Annotated in this window: 19 protein-coding genes and 1 pseudogene; 3 read left to right on the top strand and 17 right to left on the bottom strand. The window is 42.7% G+C overall.

Annotated features, from left to right (window positions below):
* Positions 1-3 precede the first annotated feature (3 nt).
* Complete coding sequence (locus AC5YBZ_RS01565; protein WP_475515614.1) at positions 4-216, bottom strand: helix-turn-helix transcriptional regulator; 213 nt, start codon at positions 214-216, stop codon at positions 4-6.
* 11 nt (positions 217-227) lie between these two features.
* Entirely contained in the window at positions 228-476 is a 249-nt protein-coding gene (locus tag AC5YBZ_RS01570; protein WP_475515615.1) for a helix-turn-helix transcriptional regulator, read from the bottom strand.
* Between the two features lie 456 nt (positions 477-932).
* On the opposite strand from AC5YBZ_RS01570, the gene AC5YBZ_RS01575 reads away from it, so the two are divergent.
* Positions 933-2,171, top strand: coding sequence for a tyrosine-type recombinase/integrase (locus AC5YBZ_RS01575; RefSeq protein ID WP_494524251.1), 1,239 nt, complete (start codon positions 933-935; stop codon positions 2,169-2,171).
* A gap of 157 nt (positions 2,172-2,328) precedes the next feature.
* On the opposite strand, the gene gapS1 is transcribed toward AC5YBZ_RS01575, so the two are convergent.
* From gapS1 to prmA, 15 genes and pseudogenes are all read right to left on the bottom strand, one after another.
* Positions 2,329-3,936, bottom strand: coding sequence for a GapS1 family protein (gapS1, locus tag AC5YBZ_RS01580; RefSeq protein WP_494524252.1), 1,608 nt, complete (start codon positions 3,934-3,936; stop codon positions 2,329-2,331).
* A gap of 39 nt (positions 3,937-3,975) precedes the next feature.
* Positions 3,976-4,845 (bottom strand): HNH endonuclease, encoded by an 870-nt coding sequence (locus AC5YBZ_RS01585; protein ID WP_494524253.1) that lies wholly within the window; start codon positions 4,843-4,845, stop codon positions 3,976-3,978.
* A gap of 2 nt (positions 4,846-4,847) precedes the next feature.
* Positions 4,848-6,494 (bottom strand): AAA family ATPase, encoded by a 1,647-nt coding sequence (locus AC5YBZ_RS01590; RefSeq protein ID WP_494524254.1) that lies wholly within the window; start codon positions 6,492-6,494, stop codon positions 4,848-4,850.
* A 2-nt stretch (positions 6,495-6,496) separates the two neighbouring features.
* Positions 6,497-8,302, bottom strand: a complete 1,806-nt coding sequence (locus AC5YBZ_RS01595) for a restriction endonuclease subunit S (RefSeq protein WP_494524255.1) — start codon at positions 8,300-8,302, stop codon at positions 6,497-6,499.
* Positions 8,302-9,798: an N-6 DNA methylase gene (locus AC5YBZ_RS01600; RefSeq protein WP_494524256.1), complete on the bottom strand. Its 1,497-nt coding sequence runs from the start codon at positions 9,796-9,798 to the stop codon at positions 8,302-8,304. The genes AC5YBZ_RS01595 and AC5YBZ_RS01600 overlap by 1 nt, the downstream gene beginning before the upstream one ends.
* Before the next feature lie 129 nt (positions 9,799-9,927).
* On the bottom strand, positions 9,928-11,286 hold the full coding sequence (locus AC5YBZ_RS01605; protein WP_494524257.1) for an MATE family Na+-driven efflux transporter: 1,359 nt from the start codon (positions 11,284-11,286) through the stop codon (positions 9,928-9,930).
* A gap of 147 nt (positions 11,287-11,433) precedes the next feature.
* Positions 11,434-13,893 (bottom strand): EcoAI/FtnUII family type I restriction enzme subunit R, encoded by a 2,460-nt coding sequence (gene hsdR / locus AC5YBZ_RS01610; RefSeq protein ID WP_494524258.1) that lies wholly within the window; start codon positions 13,891-13,893, stop codon positions 11,434-11,436.
* A gap of 176 nt (positions 13,894-14,069) precedes the next feature.
* Positions 14,070-14,726 (bottom strand): HGGxSTG domain-containing protein, encoded by a 657-nt coding sequence (locus AC5YBZ_RS01615; protein WP_494524259.1) that lies wholly within the window; start codon positions 14,724-14,726, stop codon positions 14,070-14,072.
* A 170-nt stretch (positions 14,727-14,896) separates the two neighbouring features.
* A complete protein-coding gene (locus AC5YBZ_RS01620; protein ID WP_494543333.1) occupies positions 14,897-15,901 on the bottom strand; it encodes a YagK/YfjJ domain-containing protein in 1,005 nt (334 codons plus the stop codon).
* Positions 15,902-16,374: 473 nt separating this feature from the next.
* Positions 16,375-16,431 (bottom strand): annotated as a pseudogene (locus AC5YBZ_RS01625) (helix-turn-helix transcriptional regulator); the annotation flags it as partial.
* Positions 16,406-16,585 (bottom strand): AlpA family phage regulatory protein, encoded by a 180-nt coding sequence (locus AC5YBZ_RS01630; RefSeq protein ID WP_494543334.1) that lies wholly within the window; start codon positions 16,583-16,585, stop codon positions 16,406-16,408. The gene AC5YBZ_RS01630 and the pseudogene AC5YBZ_RS01625, both read right to left, overlap by 26 nt.
* Before the next feature lie 84 nt (positions 16,586-16,669).
* Complete coding sequence (locus AC5YBZ_RS01635) at positions 16,670-17,449, bottom strand: hypothetical protein (protein WP_494524262.1); 780 nt, start codon at positions 17,447-17,449, stop codon at positions 16,670-16,672.
* Positions 17,450-17,649: 200 nt separating this feature from the next.
* Positions 17,650-17,955: a DNA-binding transcriptional regulator Fis gene (gene fis, locus AC5YBZ_RS01640; protein ID WP_011864135.1), complete on the bottom strand. Its 306-nt coding sequence runs from the start codon at positions 17,953-17,955 to the stop codon at positions 17,650-17,652.
* Between the two features lie 17 nt (positions 17,956-17,972).
* Positions 17,973-18,941 carry a tRNA dihydrouridine synthase DusB gene (dusB, locus tag AC5YBZ_RS01645; RefSeq protein WP_475515616.1) on the bottom strand — a complete coding sequence of 323 codons (969 nt, stop codon included), beginning with the start codon at positions 18,939-18,941 and terminating at the stop codon, positions 17,973-17,975.
* A gap of 151 nt (positions 18,942-19,092) precedes the next feature.
* Positions 19,093-19,974, bottom strand: a complete 882-nt coding sequence (gene prmA / locus AC5YBZ_RS01650) for a 50S ribosomal protein L11 methyltransferase (protein WP_494543335.1) — start codon at positions 19,972-19,974, stop codon at positions 19,093-19,095.
* A gap of 346 nt (positions 19,975-20,320) precedes the next feature.
* On the opposite strand from prmA, the gene AC5YBZ_RS01655 reads away from it, so the two are divergent.
* Positions 20,321-21,043: a fumarate reductase cytochrome b subunit gene (locus tag AC5YBZ_RS01655; RefSeq protein WP_494543336.1), complete on the top strand. Its 723-nt coding sequence runs from the start codon at positions 20,321-20,323 to the stop codon at positions 21,041-21,043.
* A 150-nt stretch (positions 21,044-21,193) separates the two neighbouring features.
* The gene (locus tag AC5YBZ_RS01660) at positions 21,194-21,868 is read left to right on the top strand and encodes a fumarate reductase cytochrome b subunit (protein ID WP_494543337.1); all 675 of its coding nucleotides are present in this window, start codon (positions 21,194-21,196) and stop codon (positions 21,866-21,868) included.
* Positions 21,869-21,892 lie beyond the last annotated feature (24 nt).

The following is a 21,892-nucleotide window of genomic DNA, read 5'->3' on the forward strand; positions in this document are numbered from 1 at the left end:
AAATCAGTGCTTATTTGTCCCTTGTGGGTTTTGCCATTGTGCTAATTGGACGGGATCCCAACCGACAACTCGGTTATTTTTAACGACGGCTTGGAGTAATTTTCCTGATTTATGCCAACGCCAAATAGTCGTTCGGCTTTTTTTTAGCAGCTTACACATATGGGTAATATCTACCAACTCGTCAAAAAGGGGGAGTTGCACCTCTTGTTTAATCATTATTCCACCCCCTATTTAGGCTGAACAGAAGATGCGACAGACCTCGAATGTACCCACGCCACTAGCTCAGATAGCAGCCAACCTACCGAGCGGTTAGAGATCTGTCTACGGCGAGGGAATAGGCCTTTGCGCTCTAATTGGAAGGCTTCGGATTTACTTACGCCTGTGATAAGTCGTCTTTCTTTCTCTTTGACGAGTCTATCTAATGCGATTTTGTTTATCGCCAATGTATCTAGTATGGATAAATCTTGGTGTGTCATAGGAACGCTCCGTATTGAGTGGGTTTTAAAAGCCCATTTTCAACATGAGAAGCGAAACCCTGAAATTTTAGGGCGTTTTAGTGAGCGACATTATTAAGAGGGAACAAAGGAAACTTTTCACACGATTTATTTTAGGGGGGAATTGCTACAGTGATTAAGGTGGGGCAACAAAACAACGGGGGTACATATGGGGGTACATATAAGCAAAAACGGGCTTTTCGTTGCCGAAAAACCCGTTCTGATACAGCTAATTAAGAATCGCTTCTTAGTTCATGCCGTATTTTCTAATCTGTGTTTTTCCCTGTTCGGGTTTGTTCTGTTTTTTATTTAAAACTTGCTATTTTTTAATATCTTAGTAAAACTCTTGTTCGTATTCGTTTAAGCGTGTTTCGTGCCTTTAAGCAAGCCGTGTGTAGCACGGTGTGTAGCACGAACGGTCACAATCCAAGGATTCAAATGGGCGTTATCAATAAATTATCAGACACATTTCTACGTAAAGTTTCCGGTAAGCCTTACACCGGAAAATCAGTCATTTCTGATGGTGATGGCTTAGCTGTACGTATTTCAAAAACGGGTGTTATTGGTTGGGTTTTTCGTTACAGATTGGGTGGTCGTGAAACCAACCCTAAGTGGGCAAGCTTGGGTAAGTACCCAGAAACCTCAATCAAACAGGCGAGAGATAAGCGCGATCAATGCCGTGAATGGTTGGATAATGACAAAGATCCAAGTGTCGAGTTAGCACTGGCTAAAGTCGTTCGCAAAGAAGCTGTGACAGTTAAAGAGGCGCTAGAGTATTGGCTGGTGGAATATGCCACTGATAACCGTAAAAATGTTGATAAGCATAGGGCGCAGTTTGCACGGCATTTGTATCCGTACATAGGTAAGTATCCATTAGAAAAAACAACTAAGCCTCAATGGCTAGCTTGTTTTGATCGAATTAGAAAAGGCATACCTAATGAGCAAAGGGCGGCTCCTGTTGCTGCTGGGCAAGTTTTACAAGGGGCTAAGCAAGCGCTGCTGTTTTGCCGTAAGCGGGAATATGCCACCAGCTATGTGATAGACGACTTAACTATCACTGATGTTGGCAGTAAGCAGAAAAAGCGCGATAGGGTACTGACTGAAGCTGAACTGCAAGATGTGATCAATCAAGTCAAAGCCGGTGAGCATCAAGAGTATTACAACAATCTTATCTGGCTGTTGATTATCTTTGGTGCGCGTACACAAGAGGTCCGTTTGTCTTCTTGGGATGAATGGGACTTTGATAAAGGCTTGTGGACAGTCCCTAAAGCTAACAGCAAAACTGACGAGCTAATTATCCGGCCAATACCGCCTAGGTTGTACTCGTGGTTAAAGCAGCTCAAAGCTAAGAACCAGAAGTCAGGCTATCTGCTTGGGCAGTTAAAGAGCCCTGAGTCAGTCAGCGTTTACGGTGGCAAGATTTGGGAAAAGCTACAGCACGAGAAGAAGTGGACCTTGCACGATTTAAGGCGAACCCTTGCGACTCGACTTAATGACTTAGGTATCCCACCTCATATTGTAGAACACCTCTTAGGTCACTCTGTCTTGGGTGTTGCAGGGATCTACAACCGCAGCCACTATATCAATGAGAAAAAGGTAGCGCTTGATAAGTGGCTTGATGAGATACAGGGAGAGTCTGTTGTGGAAGAGGGGAGTTTATCAAATCAAAAAGGGTAATTATCAACTCTTCAGGTTGATGTGTTCTAGTAGAGACTCATAAAAGTTAGATTCTCATTAGAAATGATTACCAGTTTTAATAGGAGTCAATACGTATCACATACACTTGATGTTGATGCTTACAATGCTGAGTGGTAAATAGTATTGGCTCTGTTTGTTATTCACTTTTTGCTTTGTGAACTAACTTTAGTAATTGCTTGTATTTGCTGATGAACTCATTAATACCACTGCCGTCTCTACCTTTATTCCTCCAATATAGTTGGTTAGCTAAAACCTTAGAGGCAAGTGCTTCTAGCTGCTCCTTTTGTTCTTTCGCTATCAAATCTGTGCCTAGAGGTGTTTTCTCTAATGCCAAACGTTCTTTTGTAAAGTCTTCAATGTGTTGTCGCATTGTAAATTTTTGTGACGCTGGATTTTCTTGTTGTTCTGAACAAAAATCTAAAAATTGATTCAACCCGATGTTCGCTTGATTGCAAACAGCCATAATGCTTTCAAAATCTTCGATACTACAAAAGTGTGTCTTATCTAACGATATGGTTTCCCCACATTGTTCTACTATTTTTTTGGTATTATCAGGGCCTAAAATACTTTTTAATCGTTTGCCGAAGCCTAAATAAAAGTCTTGATGAGTGATTATCAATGCGTACTTTTGTCTGTTTTGGTATAGGCTTGGATTAAGGGCTTCAAGTGTTTCAGCGCACTCCGCTGCCTGCTCAATACCTTTTAAGTAACTATCTTTTAACTTGTCTCTGATAACCCTTTGATCTTCGCTTACTAAAATTTTAGCATGCGGCTCTACGCCTTTGGCGTCAATAAACACCACAGCACCATCAGATTGATAAAGAAAATCGACAACTTTAGCTTTAACTCCATTGCTTTGATAAATTTCTTTGATTTCATTTTCAGTGATAAAGCTACAATCATTTTCTTTTAAAACTGTTTCAACATATCTTTCAAATGACACTGTGAATTTTTTACGAAATCCTTGATTATCTGCTGTTTTCAATATCTGGAGAGCAAGTTCACTAATCCCTTCAGTAACAATAGATATATGTGCACATTGTACTGTTCTTTCAGTTAAAAAAATGGGACTCTTCAGCAGTTGAGGTTTGCTGAAGTACTGCTCTGGAGAGCAATTTCCTTTATTATCTATAATCAGTTTTAAATCTACGGGAAGATTACCTATAACACGTAAAACCTTTGCGATCTTAGCTATGTTCCACTCAGGGTAAAAGTGCAAAAGAATATTCTCATATGAAATCTCACACCTATTTTCTTTAAATCCAGCTAATATCCATAATGAAAAAGTAAAAAAGTCTTTTAGTTCTACCCCAGTAACTTTCAGGAAGCTCTGTTTAAAAGGATTAGATTTAGATTTTACGTCCATCAAACTGTAGAGGCGAGATAAAGAAAATAAGTGAAACTCAAAAGCTCGCTGACAGCGCATTTGGCCTATCATAATTTTTCTCAATCCAAGCTCTATAGCGAGTGGACCGTTTAGTTTTACTGCTTCACTTTGTAATAAGTAGATCTGATTTAAAATATTATGAACTTGGCTAGGCTTGGCTGTTTTAGCATTACTTTTAGGTTGTATTTGGTAAAGCCACTCAATAGCAAGAAAGCAAACCCATGGCATTTTCTGGGCTTCTTCATAAATATTATGAGTAGGTGCATGGAGATGGCGTAAAATAGCTTCAAAAACTGATTTTTGATTATAGTTAGATAATCTATCTTGTATTTTTAACGCTTTGTTTCTATAGATCATAAGCCCATCTCAATCCCAAATATTCGAAAACTATTAAAATTAATTTGCACCGACCAATGTTGCGTTATGTCGTTCTTTTATCCAATGCACCATACCATCAGAATTCAGAAGACCATGGCATAATATCGATAGCCAATTATTTTTAGAATTTGTTAATTCATCATTATTATCCAAGCAATCTTCAATAGCTTGCCTTACTTGTGCTTCGGACTGCTGCCTTCTTCTTGGCAATGTCTGAATAACATTTGAAGGTCGATTCTTTAGCTTACCAATTTGACCTTTAAGCCACTTTTCTATACCAGACTTAATCACAATATTTTGAGTGTGATACTTTATCGAGGCTATCTCAGGGTGGGTGGGGTCAACATAAACAATGCCTAAATCAAACCAGCGATAATTGTCGCGATGGGTTATTTTACAACTAAGTAGTCTTTCAGATAAGACATCATCAAAGTAAGGGTGCAAGACTCTGGCTTGAGCTGCTGCATCTCCCTTTAGTGCAGTACCTCGTTTCAAATTGCAGTCACATGCGGGAACCAAATTCTTTGAGAAAATTGCCCATGCTTGGTAATTCGATTTTGGGAGTATATGATCTCGAGTAAAAGGCTTAAAACCGCCACACATAGGGCAAACCTCAGGAGAGGAATCTTTTATTTTATCTAAATAATCTATAGATACAGGTGGTGAGGAGTAATGTTTTAGTAATCCCGATTTCAACTTATTATTGATTAAAGGCATAGAAATTAACCAAGGGTTACCTCCATTGACCTCATAATCATTATACGCCTGAACTATTAGCTGTTTCTGATTCCTAAGCTCAGGATATGAGGTTTCATTCAATCCACTATTCTCAGCTAGATGGTCTAAATGCCTGAAGTCGTTAACCCTAACAGGAGTTAGTTTTTTCATAGCTAAGCCTCTAACCTAGATTTCAAATCCATTAGCGCACCTAATGACAATTCATCACCTAGCTCTTCAGCAACCGAACTAAACTCTCTACCTTTTACTTTCTCAAAGATCTTATCGGTCAATCGATTTTCAATATCCTCTTTAAAAACGAATTGAGATATAGACTCCACATCAGCTCCGAAAGTTCTTAATCTAGGAATCGATATGTCTATAAACCCGTTATCAGATGAAAAGATATGAACCTGTTTACGACCAACCTCCCTTACAAAGTAAGGCGAATGAGTTGCTATAACAGCGAAGGATCCCGTGTGCTCTAGCAGATAATCTAACAACTCAACAAACTCACCAATAAAGTTAGGATGCATATGGGTCTCAGGTTCATCTAAAACAATAAGAGTCCCATTTTCGATATATAAGCAGCATTGCAATGCAAATTGAAAAAATGTTAATTGTCCACTACTTAAAGGATAATATTCATCAGCTACTTTAACTACAGGTTGTTTACAGTTCTTAACTTGCTCGGCAATTTTCAAGTCTTGCTCCGTAAATCCATCTACAAACCTCATTTTTTCAACAGGAATGTAGTATTTGTCCGTTACTTTTAAATATAACGTTTTGATATCAATAGCTTTTGATAGCGCCTCTTTAAATATATCAATACGATAGCTTTTTCTAATATAGCTATCGCTTCTCAAAAGTTGCTCAAACAAGTCGCCTATAGATTTATTGTTCGTAGTTGAAGAACTATTTAGGTCGATTTTGCGGTAAAAAAGCTTTTGACTATTTGCATATTCTCCGGGAAATGTAGCACTTGCCTCCCCAGGACTAACAAGCGCTAATAGCCGGTTTAACATCGGTTGATTTAAGGGGTTATCGTTTGTAGAAATCTTAGTTGTATTAGGTTCAGACCTTCTCAAGAGCGCTCGACATAACTTATTTAAGCTTTGGCTTTTTCCTAATCCATTTTTTCCTATAAGCACACTGATACGGCTTGGTATCAACGCCTTACTATCGAAATAGAAATTAATTTTATGACTATTTTTAAAGTTGTTTAATTGGAACCCTAAGGTAAAAGAGTCTGAAATCGCAGAGTAATTTTCGAATTCAATCCCTCTGATAACTGACTCTGCATTATGAAAAGCAAAGAAAGACTCTGACTTACGCATAAAAGCGCGGCTAAAGACTGCTGATGCAAGCACCTTTTCGTAAAAACCGCTTGGGGATGAGAAATTGTCAGCAACTAGGACGTTGTTTATTGATTTCAAAAGTAATGCTGTATGTTTTACACCTAGGTTTAGAACAACTTTTCTGTACTCTTGCAAGTTCGGGAAATGAGTAAAAAAGACAAAATCTTTACCATAGTTTTGGTACTTCAAGGCTTTATCTATATTACCAAGTAGTTCAAAATACTCTTTATCAATGTCTTCTAAGGCTAGATTTTCATTAACTTCCGGTAAGAAACCAACTAGCAACTCACCTTCTAAAACAGTCTTGCCGTCCCACATACACAACTTGTAGGTCGCATTAATATTGTAGCCAAAATCATTCCAATCATTTGACTGTCTAATTAAGACCTGACCAGCAAGAGGTGAAGCAGAAATCCCTTTACTTTCACAAAATATAACCTCTAACTTTTTATTTTCTTCCATAATTACACCGCCTGTTCGACGATGGCGTCGGTGAGGTGGAGTTGGGTTGTTTGGGCGTCGCTTAAACGGGCTTTGAGTTGGTCGCACAGTGCCATTAGCTCATCGACTTTGGCTACTATGCGGTGTTGCTCTTCGAGTGGTGGTAACGGAAATTCAAATTGCTCAAGCACCTTCTTGCTAAGTCCTTCTATCGCCATACCAACTTGTCGCCCCCATACTAAACGCTGTACTAACGGAGAAATAATTCCCAAATGCAGAAACTGGCTCATTTTAGGTTCTATTAATCGGATAACAGTAACGTGTTGACTGACGTTTGCAGTAATGTGCTCTTCAGGAAATATTGTACAGCGGCCTAAAGATGCCCCTGTTATGTTAAGAAGCACATCATTGGGAAATACATGCGTATTAGACATTTTCTCATGAGTTTCTTTGCTGATGTAGGCAGTATCATCAAGCTTAAGGCCATCACTCCATACGTTTTGAGATCGTAAAAAAATCACTCCCTCATCCACGTATGCACTTTGTCCGCCTCTTGGAGTGCTGCCCGAACCAAGCCTAGAAGTTAAATCCCCGAGTCTTACAAACTCCCAGCCATTCGGTAGTTCAAATGGCTTTTCTTCGTCGGTGATGGCTGGCAGTAGCTTCTGTTTTTTGATTTTCTTGTCGGCTATTAATTGGGCTTTTTCTGCGGTGATACGCTCTAGTAGCTTAGCTGCAGGTTCGTCATTAGAGTTTTGTTCCACCAGCTTGCCCATGACAGCGAGTTGTAGGATGGTTTGCTTTAGCGTGTCGATGCTGGCGCTGGTGGTGAATAGCGTGTCGAAGTGCTCGGCAACACGTTGCCAGCTCTCTATAAAGTTCTGCTCAGAGCTTTCTACCGGCTCAAGGCTGTTAGCATCAGCAGAAGGAAGCAGTAACGCCCCTAGCAAGGTTTCCACTAAGGTTTGGTGTGCAGATATGCTCGTTTCTGTTTTCGCTTCTAGGGCATCACACAAGCTCATCAGCTCATCGACTTTTGCGACGATGCGGTGTTGTTCTTTTAAAGGAGGTAATGCAATTGGACAGGACATTACCTGCACTTTCTTTAAGTTGGATTGCTTTTTACCATCATTATAGCTAAGTAAATATTTGTTACGGTCTAACGCTATCATCAGATAACGCATGTTTAACTCTGGTGATGAAGACAGTCCACAAATTCGCTGATTTAAAGTATATTTATTATCTTCTTCAACGAGATAACATCTCGCTAATGCTCTACCATTAGGGACATCACTCATAACCATAGCAATATCAAAACGACTTAATGGTGTTAAGCGTTCAGTAGTATACTTTTTTATCGTGCCATTGTTTGAAACAAACTTTGAGTTTATCAATACGAAACCTGATGCATCTGTTACGTATTGTTCATGAGCTTTACCATTCAAAAACAATGTGATGTCCTGCAGCTCACACCACTGCCAAAGAGCTGGCAATTCATAATGAAACTCTGATGGTTCAAATACAGATTTATCACGCTTTAAAATAGGTAAACTCTTTTTTCCTATTTTATTACATAGGTAACTTTCTATACGCTCATATAAATATTTAGCAGGCTCATCTTCAGCGTCCTGTGGAACTAGCTTACCGCGCACGGCGAGTTCTAAAATCAGCTCACGCAGCTTTTTGATGCCATGCAATGAAAACTTCTTCGATGAACCACGGCCTGAAGCTGACTTTTGCTCGATGGCGCTGGTCCAGATATCTAGGTTTTCAGTAATTAATTGCTCTGCGCTTTTCTTAGCCGCAACTTTTACATCATGCTCAGCCATTATTTAGCTTCTCCCGCTGGATCTTTTGGAGAAAGGGCGGCAGAAAGAATGCCTTTTAGCTGATCACGTAAGGCTTGAATATCGGCTTGCTGCTTGGCGTAGTCTTGTAATAACTCTTGAGGATCGTGGCTGACCACATCACCTACATGGGGGTTTTTAATATCGAGGTTGTAGTTGCGAGCGATGATGTCATCGATAGACACCTTCCATGCTTGCTCGTTTTCAACTCGTGATGCAAAACCGTCGGCCTCGCTACCCCACCAGCTCAGTTCAGTTGCAAACTCTTCAAACTTCATTGGCTTGGTTTTGTTGTAGTTCTTCACCCCAGCAGGATATGGGTGCTCATAGAACCAAACATCTTTAGTTGCTGTTTTTGCAGAGCCATCCCCTTTAGTGAAGAACAGGATATTCGTTTTGATGCTAGTGTATGGGTTAAATACACCGTTAGGTAAACGCACGATAGTGTGCAGATTACACTCTTCAGTCAGTAGCTTTTTGATTTTGGTTTTAACGCCTTCACCAAATAGGGTGCCGTCTGGCAATACCACAGCTGCGCGGCCTTTCGTTGCTAGAACTTCAATGATTAGCTGTAGGAATAGATCAGCAGTTTCACGGGTTTGCATTTCGCTTGGGAAGTTCTTCTCAATACCGTCTTCTTCGGTGCCGCCAAATGGTGGGTTAGTGATGATGACGTCAACTTGGTCATCCCAGCTTGATAACGGTTTATTGAGGGTGTTGCCGTGCTTAATCTGTACTGGTACTTCAATACCGTGCAGCATCATGTTGGTAGTACACAGTAGGTGCGGCAGCTGCTTCTTCTCAACACCAAAGATTTGTTGCTGCAGAGTCTTGTGGTCTTCGCCTGATTTAACGTAGTTAGTTTTAACGTGGTCAAACGCGCATGCTAAGAAGCCGCCTGTTCCGCAAGCTGGGTCCATAATAGATTCGCCAAGTTTAGGGTCTGTTACCGCGACAATAAACTTAGTGATGGCGCGTGGGGTATAGAACTCGCCCGCATTACCTGCGCTTTGTAAGTCTTTTAAGATCTGCTCGTACAGGTCACCAAACAAGTGACGCTCTTTTGAGTCGGTAAAGTCGATTTCATTGAGCTTGTTGATCACTTGGCGCAGTAGGGTGCCGTTTTTCATGTAGTTAAAGGCATCTGAGAATGCTTCTTTGACTACATAACCACGTGGGTTTTTATCTATCGGCGCAGTGAGGTTTTTAAGCTGCGGGAATAGCTCATCGTTAACAAAGTCCAGTAACTCTTCACCTGTGATGCCTTGGTTGTCTGCAGCCCAATTGCGCCATAGGAACTCTGCTGGGATCGGCTCACGGTAATCGTCTAGTTCAAGTTCTAACTCTTCCTCTTGGGCATCGAACACTTTAAGGAAAAGTAACCAAGACATTTGCCCTAGACGCTGGGCATCACCGTCAACTCCGGCATCTTTACGCATAATATCTTGGATGGATTTAATCGCTGAACTGATAGACATAACAAAGCTACTTTAATTGCTAAATATAATGCCGGGCAGTATAGCAATACCTGCGCTGGTGATCAGTGAGTTAGTTATGATTATTTTGCTGCTCTAGTAGGGCTAGCACCCCTATGGTCGCTGCATATTCTAACGGACTAGAATGTTAGTCATGTCGGGGGCACGGGCTTTAGTTAGCCGGTAGTACAGGTAAGCGGTGATGATGGCATCGATTGTTATTCCTAAGCCAAACATGATGGCGATTTTATCTAGTGATGGAACGAACCAGCCCATTTGATAAGACATAAATGCACTGCCGTAGAAGCCGATGTTTACGATTAAAGACTGGTATAACATTAAGTCTGTTCGGCCTATACCGTAAAAGTAACTATCAATGACATGGTTAAAGGCAAACACAATGTAAAAGCCAAGCATGAGTAACACTAGCTTGGTGACAGCTTGTGACTGGCTAACACCCATAACGTGTTCGATAAAAGGCTGCCATGCAGGCATAGACCCCAGCCAGCCGCATATAAATACCAATACTATGCCCATATAGCTGTTCACCTTACCTTTGCTTAATCCGCCATTATTGGCCGCATCGCGCTTTACTAACTGGCCTAGCGCCAGAATAGGTAATAGTAACCAACCCCAGATAAACTGATTCGCCAACCAAAATACTCCGGCTTGTTGAACCTGATTTACCAGCTGCAAGATCATCACCACAAAAGCGGTGTTGCGTACTAATGACTCTAAGCCTGACTTAGCGCCAACCCTTAGCCAAGTTGTAAGCCATGGTTGCTGATTAAACTGAATGCGGCGTAGCGATAGGCCCTTACTGGTTAAATATAAAATGGCCACGCTAGATAGAACCAAGCTGACGATAATATTGGTCCACGCAATGCCATTAACCCCAAGGTTTAAAGAGAATGGCAGCTGACTGACAAACAGGCTGTCGCATAATAGGGTGAGTAGGGTCTGGATAAGTAATAACTGGTAGATGAGTTTTTGCTTGTTTTTGAGTACGAGCACTAAGCTTGCAAATGAAAATACACTCGACAATAAAATCGCGAGGGACTCTAGGCGAATATAACTGACGGTTTGCTCTATAAGCGCGGCTTGCTGCTGCATAGCTGCAACCATTTGTGGTGCCAGTGTTATTACCGTAATAGTAACTATGGTATAGGCCATGACCACGATAGTAAGCCCTGTCGATAACCTGATATGGTACTTTTTAGGTTCTCGTATCACTTGACCAAATACGAATGCTAGCGGCAAAAGTAGCGCTTCACTAAGCACCTCATAAATTACGTTAAGCCAAGCCACTTGCGCTGCGATACTGAACGCCCATGGATTAGGGATATCGCCTAAAAAATGTATCCGAGTAGTGGAATATATTAACGGGATTAAGCTGGTTAAGACGAGCACCAATAGCAGCTTGAAGTTGATACTTTGATAGCTCTTCAAATAGGCGGTTACAAAGGCTGAAGCTTTGAGGTTTGGTTGCATGTGTATTGGATTCGTAGTGGCAGTTTAGGGTTCTGTTTGGGTTAGAGTTCGTACTAGAGCTAGTGCAGTGACTAACTAACGGATTAGTCACTGCTCATTCTTATAATAATGATTCGGGCTTTAGCATTGAGCCGCTAAGAATAACCCTTATGCTGATTGCTGGTGGAGCTGATAAATCTCAGCTTCCAACTCGCTAATCGCTTGATCGTACTCTTTTTTACCACCAAAGCCTTTTTTAACGATTTCACTGAGACTGCCAATCTCGTTAAAGGGTTGTACTTTGAGCACCTGCATTGATTCAATTTCTTGCACCCCAACATCGGCGTATTTTAACAGTAAATTCTGTAATACTGCTTGGGCTGTGTCAGAGTATTTGGTGAAGTAATTACGCTTTTTAACGTTATTTGCACGTTCTTTACGCGTTAGTGGTGGTTGGTCGTATACCACATGACAGATCATGTCGAAGGGGTCCATCTCTTTGCCAACCTCTTCTTCAAGTGCGGCCCAGATAATGCCTTCTTGTGCGAGCTCATCGATGATGGCTTGTTTACGGTCAGAATCATTCCAGCGCTTTACGAACTCATCGAGAGAGCTGAACTGCTTAGCCATGGTTTTGCGAGTGTAGTCTTTGAAAGACTCGGTAACTAACTTGCCGTCGCTATCGTAATACTGCACACGCTCTGCAACTTTACTAACGCTTACACCCGACACGCGGTATTTGGCTACTTTACGAGTTTCATCGTCTGTCCATTCACCTTCACCAGTTTGACGATCATCGCCATTACCATCGGGTTGATTATTACTGCTATCGCCACCAAGCTCACCATCATCGAATGGATTATCTTCATCACTTGGGTCATCAATCGCATCTGTGCCATCAATGTCAGTATCGTCATCTTCTATATCTGTAGGGGTAACGACTAAGACCTTCTCTGGCGTACCATCAAAGCGCTCATCGGCAAACAGTTCGGTAGCTTTTTTGAAGTCTAAGATGGTGAACCACAACTTGCCGTATCTGTCATCGATACGTGTGCCGCGACCAATGATCTGTTTAAACTTGGTCATTGATTGAATGTTTTGATCCAGTACTACCAGCTTACAGGTTTTAGCATCGACACCTGTGGTCATCAGCTCTGAAGTAGTGGCAATGACAGGATAAGGCTTTTTAGGATTGATGAAGTTATCAAGCTGGGCTTTACCTAGCTCATCATCACCAGTGATTTTCATCACGTACTTATCGTTCTTCGCCATTTGCTCTGGGTTGAGGTTGGCGATAGCACGGCGCATGCGTTCGGCGTGGTCGATGTCGTTACAAAATACAATGGTCTTTGCCATTGGGTCTGTACGTTTTAGGTAGTTGGTTATCGTCTCGGCCACCAGCTGAGTGCGCTCATCAATCACCATGGTGCGGTCAAAGTCTTTTTGATTATAGATCCGGTCTTCTATTACCTCTCCTTGATTATCGACTTGGCCTTTTGTTGGTCGCCAGCCTTGCAGATCAACATCAATATCAACGCGCACTACTTTATAGGGCGCTAAGAAGCCGTCTTCAATACCTTCTTTAAGGGAGTAGGTATAAGCCGGATCGCCAAAGTAGTCTGAGTTTGATACTTCAGTCGTTTCTTTAGGGGTCGCCGTTAAACCTACTTGAGCTGCACTTTTGAAATACTCTAGAATCTCACGCCATGCGCTGTCTTCAGAGGCACTACCGCGATGGCACTCGTCGATAATGATTAAGTCAAAGAAGTCTGGGTCTACTTGCTTAAAGGCTTTCTGGCTCTCTTCTGGGCCAGTTAAGGCTTGATAGAGTGCGAGGTGTATCTCGTATGAAGGGTCAACGGTTCTGCCTGAGACTTTGGTCATTGCGGGACCAAAAGGTTGAAAGTCACCTGTCTTGGTTTGGTCGACTAAGATATTACGGTCGGCTAGGAATAGAATGCGTTTTTTAGCGCGAGACTTCCATAAGCGCCAGATGATCTGAAACGCCGTGTAAGTTTTACCCGTGCCTGTTGCCATAACTAGCAATACACGGTCTTTACCTGATGATATTGCTTCTACGGTTTTGTTGATGGCTTGCAGTTGGTAATAACGAGGGTGCTTGCCGCTACCATCGTCATAGTATTCTTGGTTGATAATCGGCAGCTGTGCTTCAGTATAGCCCTTCCAGACACAATATTTAGCCCAAAGCTCTTGGGGGGATGGGAAGTCTTCAAGACGGATTTCGGATTCTAGGTTGTGTGCTTCAGGCGTTCCTAGTTTTGTCTTATCATGGAAGATAAAACCATCACCGTTAGAGGCGAAGATGAAAGGTACTTCAAGCAAGCGCGCATAATCGAGACCTTGCTGCATGCCTTTGCCTACTTCATGTTTGTTCGCCTTAGCCTCAATCACTGCAAGGGGCATGCTTGGTTTATGGTAAAGCACAATATCAGCAGACTTTACTGTTTTGCGCACACCGAGCTGGCCACGCACAATCACCTTACCATCGCGCAGCTTCACCTCTTGGCGAATTTGCGTCATATCATTCCAGCCCGCATCTTTAATCGCTGGCATGATGAATTTGCTGATGATATCGGTTTCAGTCAGTTTTGCTTTATTGATGCTCATAACCTAACAAGGTCCTTCTAGGAAAGATAACAAACAGTTACGGACAGCTTTGCCCGTTTCGATTGTGTCATAAAGCCTTAAGGAAGCACAGGATTTAGCTCAAGGATTGATAAGGAGAGTGTTTGACTATTTACCTGCCTTAATTACTTGAGTGGATCTTGCAGGTGGCATTGACGTCATAGGTCTTTGTACATTTTCTTCAGTGCTTTTATCTGCTTGTTGAATGCTCTCATTCCCGGGGTTAATCTAGTGCTGCCTGTGTAGAAAGGTCCTTTTTTTCTGTTAGTATTAGCCATTAACTTCATCTGATGATTGAATTCAGCATTGGAACCAATAAGCCTTTGAAAGAAAGGTGTGGGGTATATTGGCGCATGAATGTGGAAGAGTAAGTGTTGGTAGGCATCATCTTTATAGTAATGATCTAACGCTGATTGAATGAGCAATAAAGCTGCTGCGCCATCACGCTCTGCGATGAGGTATTTGCACATTTCTAGCTCAACTCTATATTGGTTAACGAGGTTGAAAACCGTATCTTTTAGTTCACGAGAGTCTAGGTCTATTAATTCAATTAGAGTTAGATAGGCGGTAAGGGCGCCTTCAAGGTCTGAATTTTTGATTTGTTGATAGATTGTTTTATCGCAGTGCCAGGCAAAAACGTTGAGTAAGGCATTAGTACGTAGCGCCATTTTTCCCTCTTTAGTTTTTGCACCAGTAGAGCGTCCACCATGTAGCTTACAGCGGCCATTGGTAATATTTCCATAACGCTGGCAAGGCTTTCCACTTCTGGTTTTAGCACCGCATTTGGGCAAGTTATCAAGGTTAAATCTAGCCATTTTTGTTTCTGCTCCTTTGGATCAATCGAGTGATCACTTTTTGAAATTGCTTCGGTTCATGGGCTTTGTTCTGCATTTTGAAATTTGTCGTTAGCAGTTGATCACTGAAATGCTCACAACACCCCGAGGTTTATTGGTTTTCTGTTGTTTATAGCGGTCTTATGATTTGCTCATTGATGAGCTAAGTGATCCAAAAAAGAGTGATCACTTTTCGGTTCATGGGCTATCAGTCGAGTGATCACTGTTACATGCTGAGTGATCACTTCATTAGCTTGATCATTTATGAGCGAGTCTTTGTAGCGATACTTTGGTTTGGCATCACTTAGAGGGTTATTGGTTAAATGCTTTAAGCTGGTGGGACCTTCGGCAATACACGCTTTTAGCTGCTGCTCATGAGAAAGCGGATTAAACCAGCCATATTTTGATGGCCGAGTTGTTTGGCTATTGAATTGTGGATTAGTTATTTGGAAATGTTTAAACGCTTGTTTTCGCCTGTTGTTCTCTAAGGTGATTTCTGGGTCCACCAGCATGAGATCTGTAGTTGGGTCGAAGCCTGTTGCCGGAGCGAGCTTGTTGCTTAAAAAGCCTTTAGCTTTGCCATTTAGCTCTTTAGTGTGCTCTTTAGCCAAGTAACTTGAGCGGTAGATGGCACTCTTGAGTGAGGCTTTGTCGCCTCTGTAAGTGATGCAATAAGGGTTTTCAACAAATGACACTGTGCCATTTGCATGCATTTCCCACATTGCTTTAATAAGCGATTGTAATCGGTATGAGTGCTTTATCTTGTGGGCGCTTAGCATGACTTCAAGATGATAATGCTCAATCTCCGATGTGTTCTGCTCTCTGGCGCAATGGTAAATAACCTTGCACTGGTATTGGGTTTCAAGCAATTGCTGTAACTGCTTTAAGAATTTTGTAATTGTTTGATTATCAACAGAGTAATAGCTTGGGTGTAGGTCAATCCTAGCAACCAGCAGTCGCTTGTAATGGCTAAGCATGATCTCGTAATTAGAGATCATGGTATTGACTATGCTTTTACTTAAACACTTATGATCCGGTTTAAAAACATCGTAAGCATGGTTCTTGTAAGCAAACAATGTTGAGTTGTGTTTGGTTATACAAAAGGGCTTTTTACGGGACTTAGCTTTGCTGCTGGGTTTATTTGTCTTTTTAGCCATGGTTAGTTTTTCTAGTTGTTTGCATTACTGCTAGCCTAACGGGGTATATTATTTAATATCCGCCGTAATCCATTATTGGTTTTTGCCTGAACGATGCTGCGTATCTGGGTTCGAGGGCTTTTCAGCTTGTTAATGTTAATTTCATAAGTGGGTCAAAGTGTGTCAGCGGCGAAGCTTGTCTTTTGAGACCCAGCTGACGAACCCAATGAGTTATTTAGGGTATAAAAAAGCAGGCCTGAGCCTGCTTATTGTTTATCACTTAGTAAGCCATTTATGGATGTCTTTGAATCGCCAAAATGAGCGACCATTCTGTATCAGTGCTGGTAATGGGAATTGACCTGACTTAACCCTTCTCCCTAATGTTGAACGACTGATCCCTAAGAGCTTCTGGATTTCAGGTTTCTTGAGCAACCGGTTTTCATCTAAGTACATTGCTAAGTGATCATTTTCTATCTTCGGCATCTTAACTTTCCCTAACTGATAGCTTGGCGTGAGCTGACCCACTCATTGAGCTCTGATAGCAACCATCCGACAGCGGTGCCTTGGGGATATAGTTGGCGACGCTTTGGGAAAAAGGCCTTTACGCTCTAGAGTCCAAGCCGTTGTACGTGATATAGAGGTGATACTTTTACGCTCGGCTTCGCGGACGATACGGTCTGTTGAGATAGGGTTTAGTGTTGTCATAGTCACTCTCGTTTAAGTTTGTTCGAGAGTGACTTTACTTACTTTTTTAATCGTGAAATAGAAGGAGTAGGGGGGGGAGGGTAATTAAACTTTTAGCAGGAGGTGTCCATAACACCGAGCAAAATCATCAGAGTCTATAAAGGTCGATCCCTTTATGCTGCGACCAACTTTTTTTGCTTCTTTAGTAGCAAAGACTAGGATTTTTTTATAAAAATCAGTGTATGCCTTACTATCCTTGGATTTTGGATATGGGACATCGTTGTCTTTACAGTAATTATTTATCACCTTTATGAGGGTATGTACTTTGTAGTGTCGATTTTCTTTGAGCATATAGAACTTACTGAACACTTCATACGTAAAGTCTAGAGCTATTTCGTACTCATTATTAAATTTCTCGTACTCATCAAACGAAGCCTGAGCATCAGTAAGTTTGGTGCGTTTTATATATGGGTAATCTTCAAAAAACTGATTAAACTCACCAATTAACTTATATAGCAACATCAAGTTGTACATAAGATATATTTGGTTTTTTTCAAATTCAGTTTGCATTACTTCATCGCTTTTTGCAGCTGATATTATTAACCTATCCAAGCCCTTATTGATTGCAGTTAAACCACTAACGACCTTAAGTTGCCTGCACATTTTGAAGAAGATACTTAAGCTTGCATGCTCTTCTTTATACGGTGAGGGTGAAAAAATCTCTATAGGGGATTGCATTAAAGGTTCTAACACTAAAACTTGCTGTTCAATGGCTGCAATTTCAGAGTAGATAAAATCTATATCGATATCTTGAAAATATGTGTTGATTTCACTGGTTTCAATTTTGAACATGGTGTCAATGTTAATGTATGTGTTTTTATTCATATTTTCGATGCTAGCTAGTAAGGGCTGAGTTGACGTACCTCGATACTTCCTTGTGACTTAGTAGGTTGTGGTTTTCTGCTTTGTGGTATTTTCCCGATGCAAAGATTGTCCGTGTGTAGCATCGTGTGTAGCACGCATAGCAAAACGGGCTTCCCATTTCTGGAAAACCCGTTCTGATACAGCTAGTTAAGAATTGCTTCTTAGTTCATGCCGTATTTTTTTAATTTCTTGCGTAGCGTACCACGGTTGATACCTAGCATGTTGGCGGCGCGAGTCTGGTTGCCACGAGTGTGCTGCATGATGATATCTAGTAGAGGTGCTTCAACTTCACATAACACCATTTCGTAAACTTCTTCAGCTTCTTGGCCGTCCATTTGAGCGAAAAAGTTAGTTACTGCGCGCTTAACTGCGTCACGTAGTAACTGAGGCTTGATAGTGCCGTTAGCGGTTTCGATTTTGCCTACGGTAAGCTGATGAGCTTCTGGTTGAGTTGTCTGATCAAACATTCGTATTCTGCTCTTTATTAATTCTTTACTAATTCATCAAAATAACGTTCCAACATGGAACATTGTTCTTCAACAGTTTCCAGCCGATTAAACTCGGCTCTCAATGGTCTCTGCGCTTCTTGGTCCAGATACCATCCAACATGCTTTCTGGCGATACGTAACCCTTTGTATTCGCCATACAATGCATATAAGTCTTTGAGGTGTTCCAGCATCACTTGACGCTTTTCGTCCACTTCAATTGGCGCTAGCTTATTACCTGTTTCCAGATAATGTTGGATCTCTCTGAATACCCAAGGCCGTCCTTGAGCGCCTCTTCCTATCATCAGGGCATCGGCACCGGTATGGTCAAGCACAAAGCGTGCTTTCTCTGGGGTGCAGATGTCTCCGTTAGCGACAACCGGAATAGAGACATTCTGTTTAATAGCGGCAATGGTGTCGTACTCGGCTTCGCCTTTGTACATGCATTGTCTCGTGCGGCCATGTACGGCTAACGAGGCAATACCACAATCTTCTGCTATTTGGGCTATTTGAATACCGTTACGGTGTTCTGGTGCCCAGCCGGTGCGAATTTTCAGTGTAACCGGGACATCCACTGCGGCAACGACAGCTTGCAAAATCGCTTTTACTTGCTCTGGTTGCTGTAGTAGTGCCGATCCAGCCAGCTTCTTATTCACTTTTTTTGCAGGACATCCCATATTGATATCGATGATTTGCGCCCCTTGTTGTACGTTGACAACGGCGGCGTGAGCCATCATATCGGGATCGGCTCCTGCAATTTGTACTGAGCGGATCCCATTCTCACCAGCATGTGTCATACGCTGACGGCTTTTGTCGGTATCCCAAACTTCAGGATTGGACGAAAGCATCTCTGAAACCGCTAAGGCAGCGCCATAACGTAAGCAGAGATTTCGAAAGGGTTGGTCGGTGACTCCTGCCATAGGAGCCACGATCAGCTGATTTTTCAGTTGATAGGGTCCAATCTGCATTTATCATTACACCTTGCGCTTCAAAGGGGCGCTATAGTACGCCTTTTTCAAGCCGGTGAAAAGGTCAATAAATGACCTGAGAGCAACTTTTTTACTTGACTTTTGTGTGCTGTGAAGTCAATGGCGGCCTTGCGGCCGCTGGCTTTTACCGTTATTTGCGGGTGCCTGTCAAGCGGCTCCAATCTTCTTTGTGAGCAGGCGCGTCCATGTCAAACCATTGGGCGTAATGTTGGCTAATTTCGTCGGCTTGCTCTTTAAGCAAACCCGATAGTGCCAATAAGCCGCCTGGCTTAACTTTTTCGGCGATAAGCGGCGCTAATTCTCTCAGTGGGCCGGCGAGAATATTGGCCACGAGCACGTCTGCTTTTAGGTCGGCGGGCTGATCTTCGGGTAGGAATAGCGCCAGTTTGTCGGCGACACCGTTGCGTTCGGCGTTGGCTTTCGAGGCATCGATGGCTTGGTAGTCAATATCGATGCCAGTGACTTTTGCTGCGCCGAGTTTCAGCGCGGCTACGGCCAAAATGCCAGAGCCACAGCCAAAGTCGATCACCTCTTTGCCGTTAAGTTCCAGTCCATCCAACCACTCTAAACACAGGGCGGTTGTTGGGTGGGTGCCTGTACCAAAGGCTAGGCCTGGGTCGAGCATCACATTAACGGCTTGTGGGTCGGGCACTTCGCGCCAGCTAGGGCAGATCCACAGACGTTTGCCAAACTGGATAGGGTGGAAGTTGTCCATCCATTCACGTTCCCAGTCTTTATCTTCAACTTGCTCTATCTTGTGGCTAAAGTCGGCGCCTAAGTAAGGCTGCAGCTTGAGCATGTCAACGATAGGGGCTAGATCATAGTCGGCTTCAAACAGCGCCGTCAGTACGGTATGGCTCCATAGGGGAGTCTCACCTAAATTCGGCTCGTAAATAGGGTTGTCTTTGCCATCTTCATAGGTGATCGACAGGGCACCAAAGTCCATCAGCATATCGCTTAATTGTTCGGCGTGTTGGTTGTCGGTATCAATCTTTAACTGGATCCAAGCCATGGGATCTTCTCTCTTAGGTCAATAATGGCGTTATTGTAAACCATGCGGCGGCTAAAGGCAGAGCGATCTGTTATTGATATTTGTGCTTTATAGAATAAAACTGCCGATTCAACTGCTTATGTCGCTATTTTTGAATGGATTGTTTTGTTTAAATTGGTTATTTAACCCCATGATTATGTTTGGTTAAGTGGTTTTACCTTTGTTTTGTACTTTGAGGCTTGTTTGTGAACTAAGTCAAAAGTTGCCTGCTTGCTGGGTGAGGTAAATCACGCTTTGCTAATGGCAGGCGTTTACCCTGCTCGCTTGCTGCTATGGTGTAGATCCCGACACTAGGCGTTGAATGATAATGAACCCCAAAAGTATGCAATCTCATCATATCCATTATGCTTCGCTTGGCAGCCCATGGTCTGCTAAGGCGGACAAAATTCAAAGTGCAACTGGCATCATGCTGGGGTGCTTTTTATTGGCTCACCTGCATTTCGAATCCAGTATCTTGTTGGGTAAAGAGGCTTTTTATCATGTGGTGCAGTTTCTTGAAGGGGGGCTGTTTACCTCTACAGGCCATGGTATGCCCATTGTCACTAAGGTGTTTTCGATTTTTATCATGTTGGTGGTCATTGTTCATGCGGCAGTGGCGCTGCGGCGTTTTCCGGCGCAGTTGGGGCAGTGGCGCGCCTTAAGACGCCATATGCAGGGCATCAAGCATAAAGATAGCCATGCCTGGTTTTGGCAGCTAGTGACAGGTTTTATTCTGTTTTTCTTAGCGCCAGTGCATATTTTCACCATGATCACTAACCCTGAAATTGGCCCGCATCTTTCTGCTGAGCGTGTGTATCACGCCAATGCGTGGTTGCTGTACGCCTTGTTGCTACCGGCTGTGGTTATTCACGCCATGATAGGTCTGTATCGAGTGGCATTGAAGTGGGGCTTGACGGCTAATCGTCGTGGGCTGCGTAAGGTCGCTAAAATATTGATTATTTATCTTATTAGCATTGGTGTGTTGAGCTTGGTGTCTTATCTCATTATTGGCCGTGAACTGACGTTACCTATCACACCTTTTGTGCCTTGATGATGTGTTAGCTTAGGTAGTTTAGCGTTTTGTGAAGTATTGGTTAGTGTTTTGATCTGTCTCACGGTTTAGTGGCTGTTTGTGAGCGACATTAGGACTAAGTGGTTGCCAAGATAGCGCAGCCTGATGGTATTGCCAAAAGGAGAGAATATGTCGCTGACTCGTTATAACAGTAAGTTAAGTGGTTGGCTCGATCTGAGCCAGAGCTTTACCGGTGTCATATTGACTCTGTTTTTATGGACTCACTTGCTGTTAGTGTCCTCGATTTTGCTGGGCGGCGATGCGATGACCATGGTGGCAAAAACCATGGAGCTGAGTTTTTTAAGTGCCAATGGCCATGGTTATCCTTGGGTGGTGACTATTATCGCCGTTGTGGTGGGGGGGCTGGCCTTGATCCACGTGTTGGTGGCAGTGCATAAAATGCCACTCAACTTGGCGCAGCAGCGAGCTTTGCGTAAGCAGATGAAGGTGATCAGCCATGGTGATACTAAGTTATGGGTGTGGCAGGCGATCACGGGCGTGGGCATCTTTTTATTATTACCAGTCCACCTGTGGTTGATTGGTAGCGCCCCCGAGACCATAGGCCCCATTGGCAGTGCCGATCGCATTTGGAACCAAGGGGTGTGGATGGTGTATCTGCCATTACTTTTGTGTGTTGAGTTGCATGCCGCCATTGGATTGTATCGAGTCGCCATAAAATGGGGCGCCGAAAAAGCACTCAATCATCGCGCGCGAATTAAAAAAATAAAAACCATTGTAAGTGTTGTGTTTGTGGTGATTGGTATCGCGTCATTGCTCGCCTTTCTTCCCTATGCGAGTCAATAAGTGGTGGTTCAATACCCTGTTAAG

This window comes from Shewanella sp. 553, from assembly GCF_059338375.1.

Coding starts and splice junctions, on each gene's coding strand:
- AC5YBZ_RS01575 (WP_494524251.1), top strand. CDS start 933: ATGGGCGTTATCAATAAATTATCAGACACATTTCTACGTAAAGTTTCC.
- AC5YBZ_RS01605 (WP_494524257.1), bottom strand. CDS start 11,286: ATGCAACCAAACCTCAAAGCTTCAGCCTTTGTAACCGCCTATTTGAAG.
- AC5YBZ_RS01660 (WP_494543337.1), top strand. CDS start 21,194: ATGTCGCTGACTCGTTATAACAGTAAGTTAAGTGGTTGGCTCGATCTG.
- dusB (WP_475515616.1), bottom strand. CDS start 18,941: ATGCAGATTGGACCCTATCAACTGAAAAATCAGCTGATCGTGGCTCCT.
- AC5YBZ_RS01595 (WP_494524255.1), bottom strand. CDS start 8,302: ATGGCTGAGCATGATGTAAAAGTTGCGGCTAAGAAAAGCGCAGAGCAA.
- AC5YBZ_RS01615 (WP_494524259.1), bottom strand. CDS start 14,726: ATGGCTAGATTTAACCTTGATAACTTGCCCAAATGCGGTGCTAAAACC.
- AC5YBZ_RS01630 (WP_494543334.1), bottom strand. CDS start 16,585: ATGACAACACTAAACCCTATCTCAACAGACCGTATCGTCCGCGAAGCC.
- AC5YBZ_RS01565 (WP_475515614.1), bottom strand. CDS start 216: ATGATTAAACAAGAGGTGCAACTCCCCCTTTTTGACGAGTTGGTAGAT.
- hsdR (WP_494524258.1), bottom strand. CDS start 13,893: ATGAGCATCAATAAAGCAAAACTGACTGAAACCGATATCATCAGCAAA.
- prmA (WP_494543335.1), bottom strand. CDS start 19,974: ATGGCTTGGATCCAGTTAAAGATTGATACCGACAACCAACACGCCGAA.
- AC5YBZ_RS01655 (WP_494543336.1), top strand. CDS start 20,321: ATGAACCCCAAAAGTATGCAATCTCATCATATCCATTATGCTTCGCTT.
- AC5YBZ_RS01590 (WP_494524254.1), bottom strand. CDS start 6,494: ATGGAAGAAAATAAAAAGTTAGAGGTTATATTTTGTGAAAGTAAAGGG.
- AC5YBZ_RS01635 (WP_494524262.1), bottom strand. CDS start 17,449: ATGAATAAAAACACATACATTAACATTGACACCATGTTCAAAATTGAA.
- AC5YBZ_RS01585 (WP_494524253.1), bottom strand. CDS start 4,845: ATGAAAAAACTAACTCCTGTTAGGGTTAACGACTTCAGGCATTTAGAC.
- fis (WP_011864135.1), bottom strand. CDS start 17,955: ATGTTTGATCAGACAACTCAACCAGAAGCTCATCAGCTTACCGTAGGC.
- gapS1 (WP_494524252.1), bottom strand. CDS start 3,936: ATGATCTATAGAAACAAAGCGTTAAAAATACAAGATAGATTATCTAAC.
- AC5YBZ_RS01570 (WP_475515615.1), bottom strand. CDS start 476: ATGACACACCAAGATTTATCCATACTAGATACATTGGCGATAAACAAA.
- AC5YBZ_RS01620 (WP_494543333.1), bottom strand. CDS start 15,901: ATGGCTAAAAAGACAAATAAACCCAGCAGCAAAGCTAAGTCCCGTAAA.
- AC5YBZ_RS01600 (WP_494524256.1), bottom strand. CDS start 9,798: ATGTCTATCAGTTCAGCGATTAAATCCATCCAAGATATTATGCGTAAA.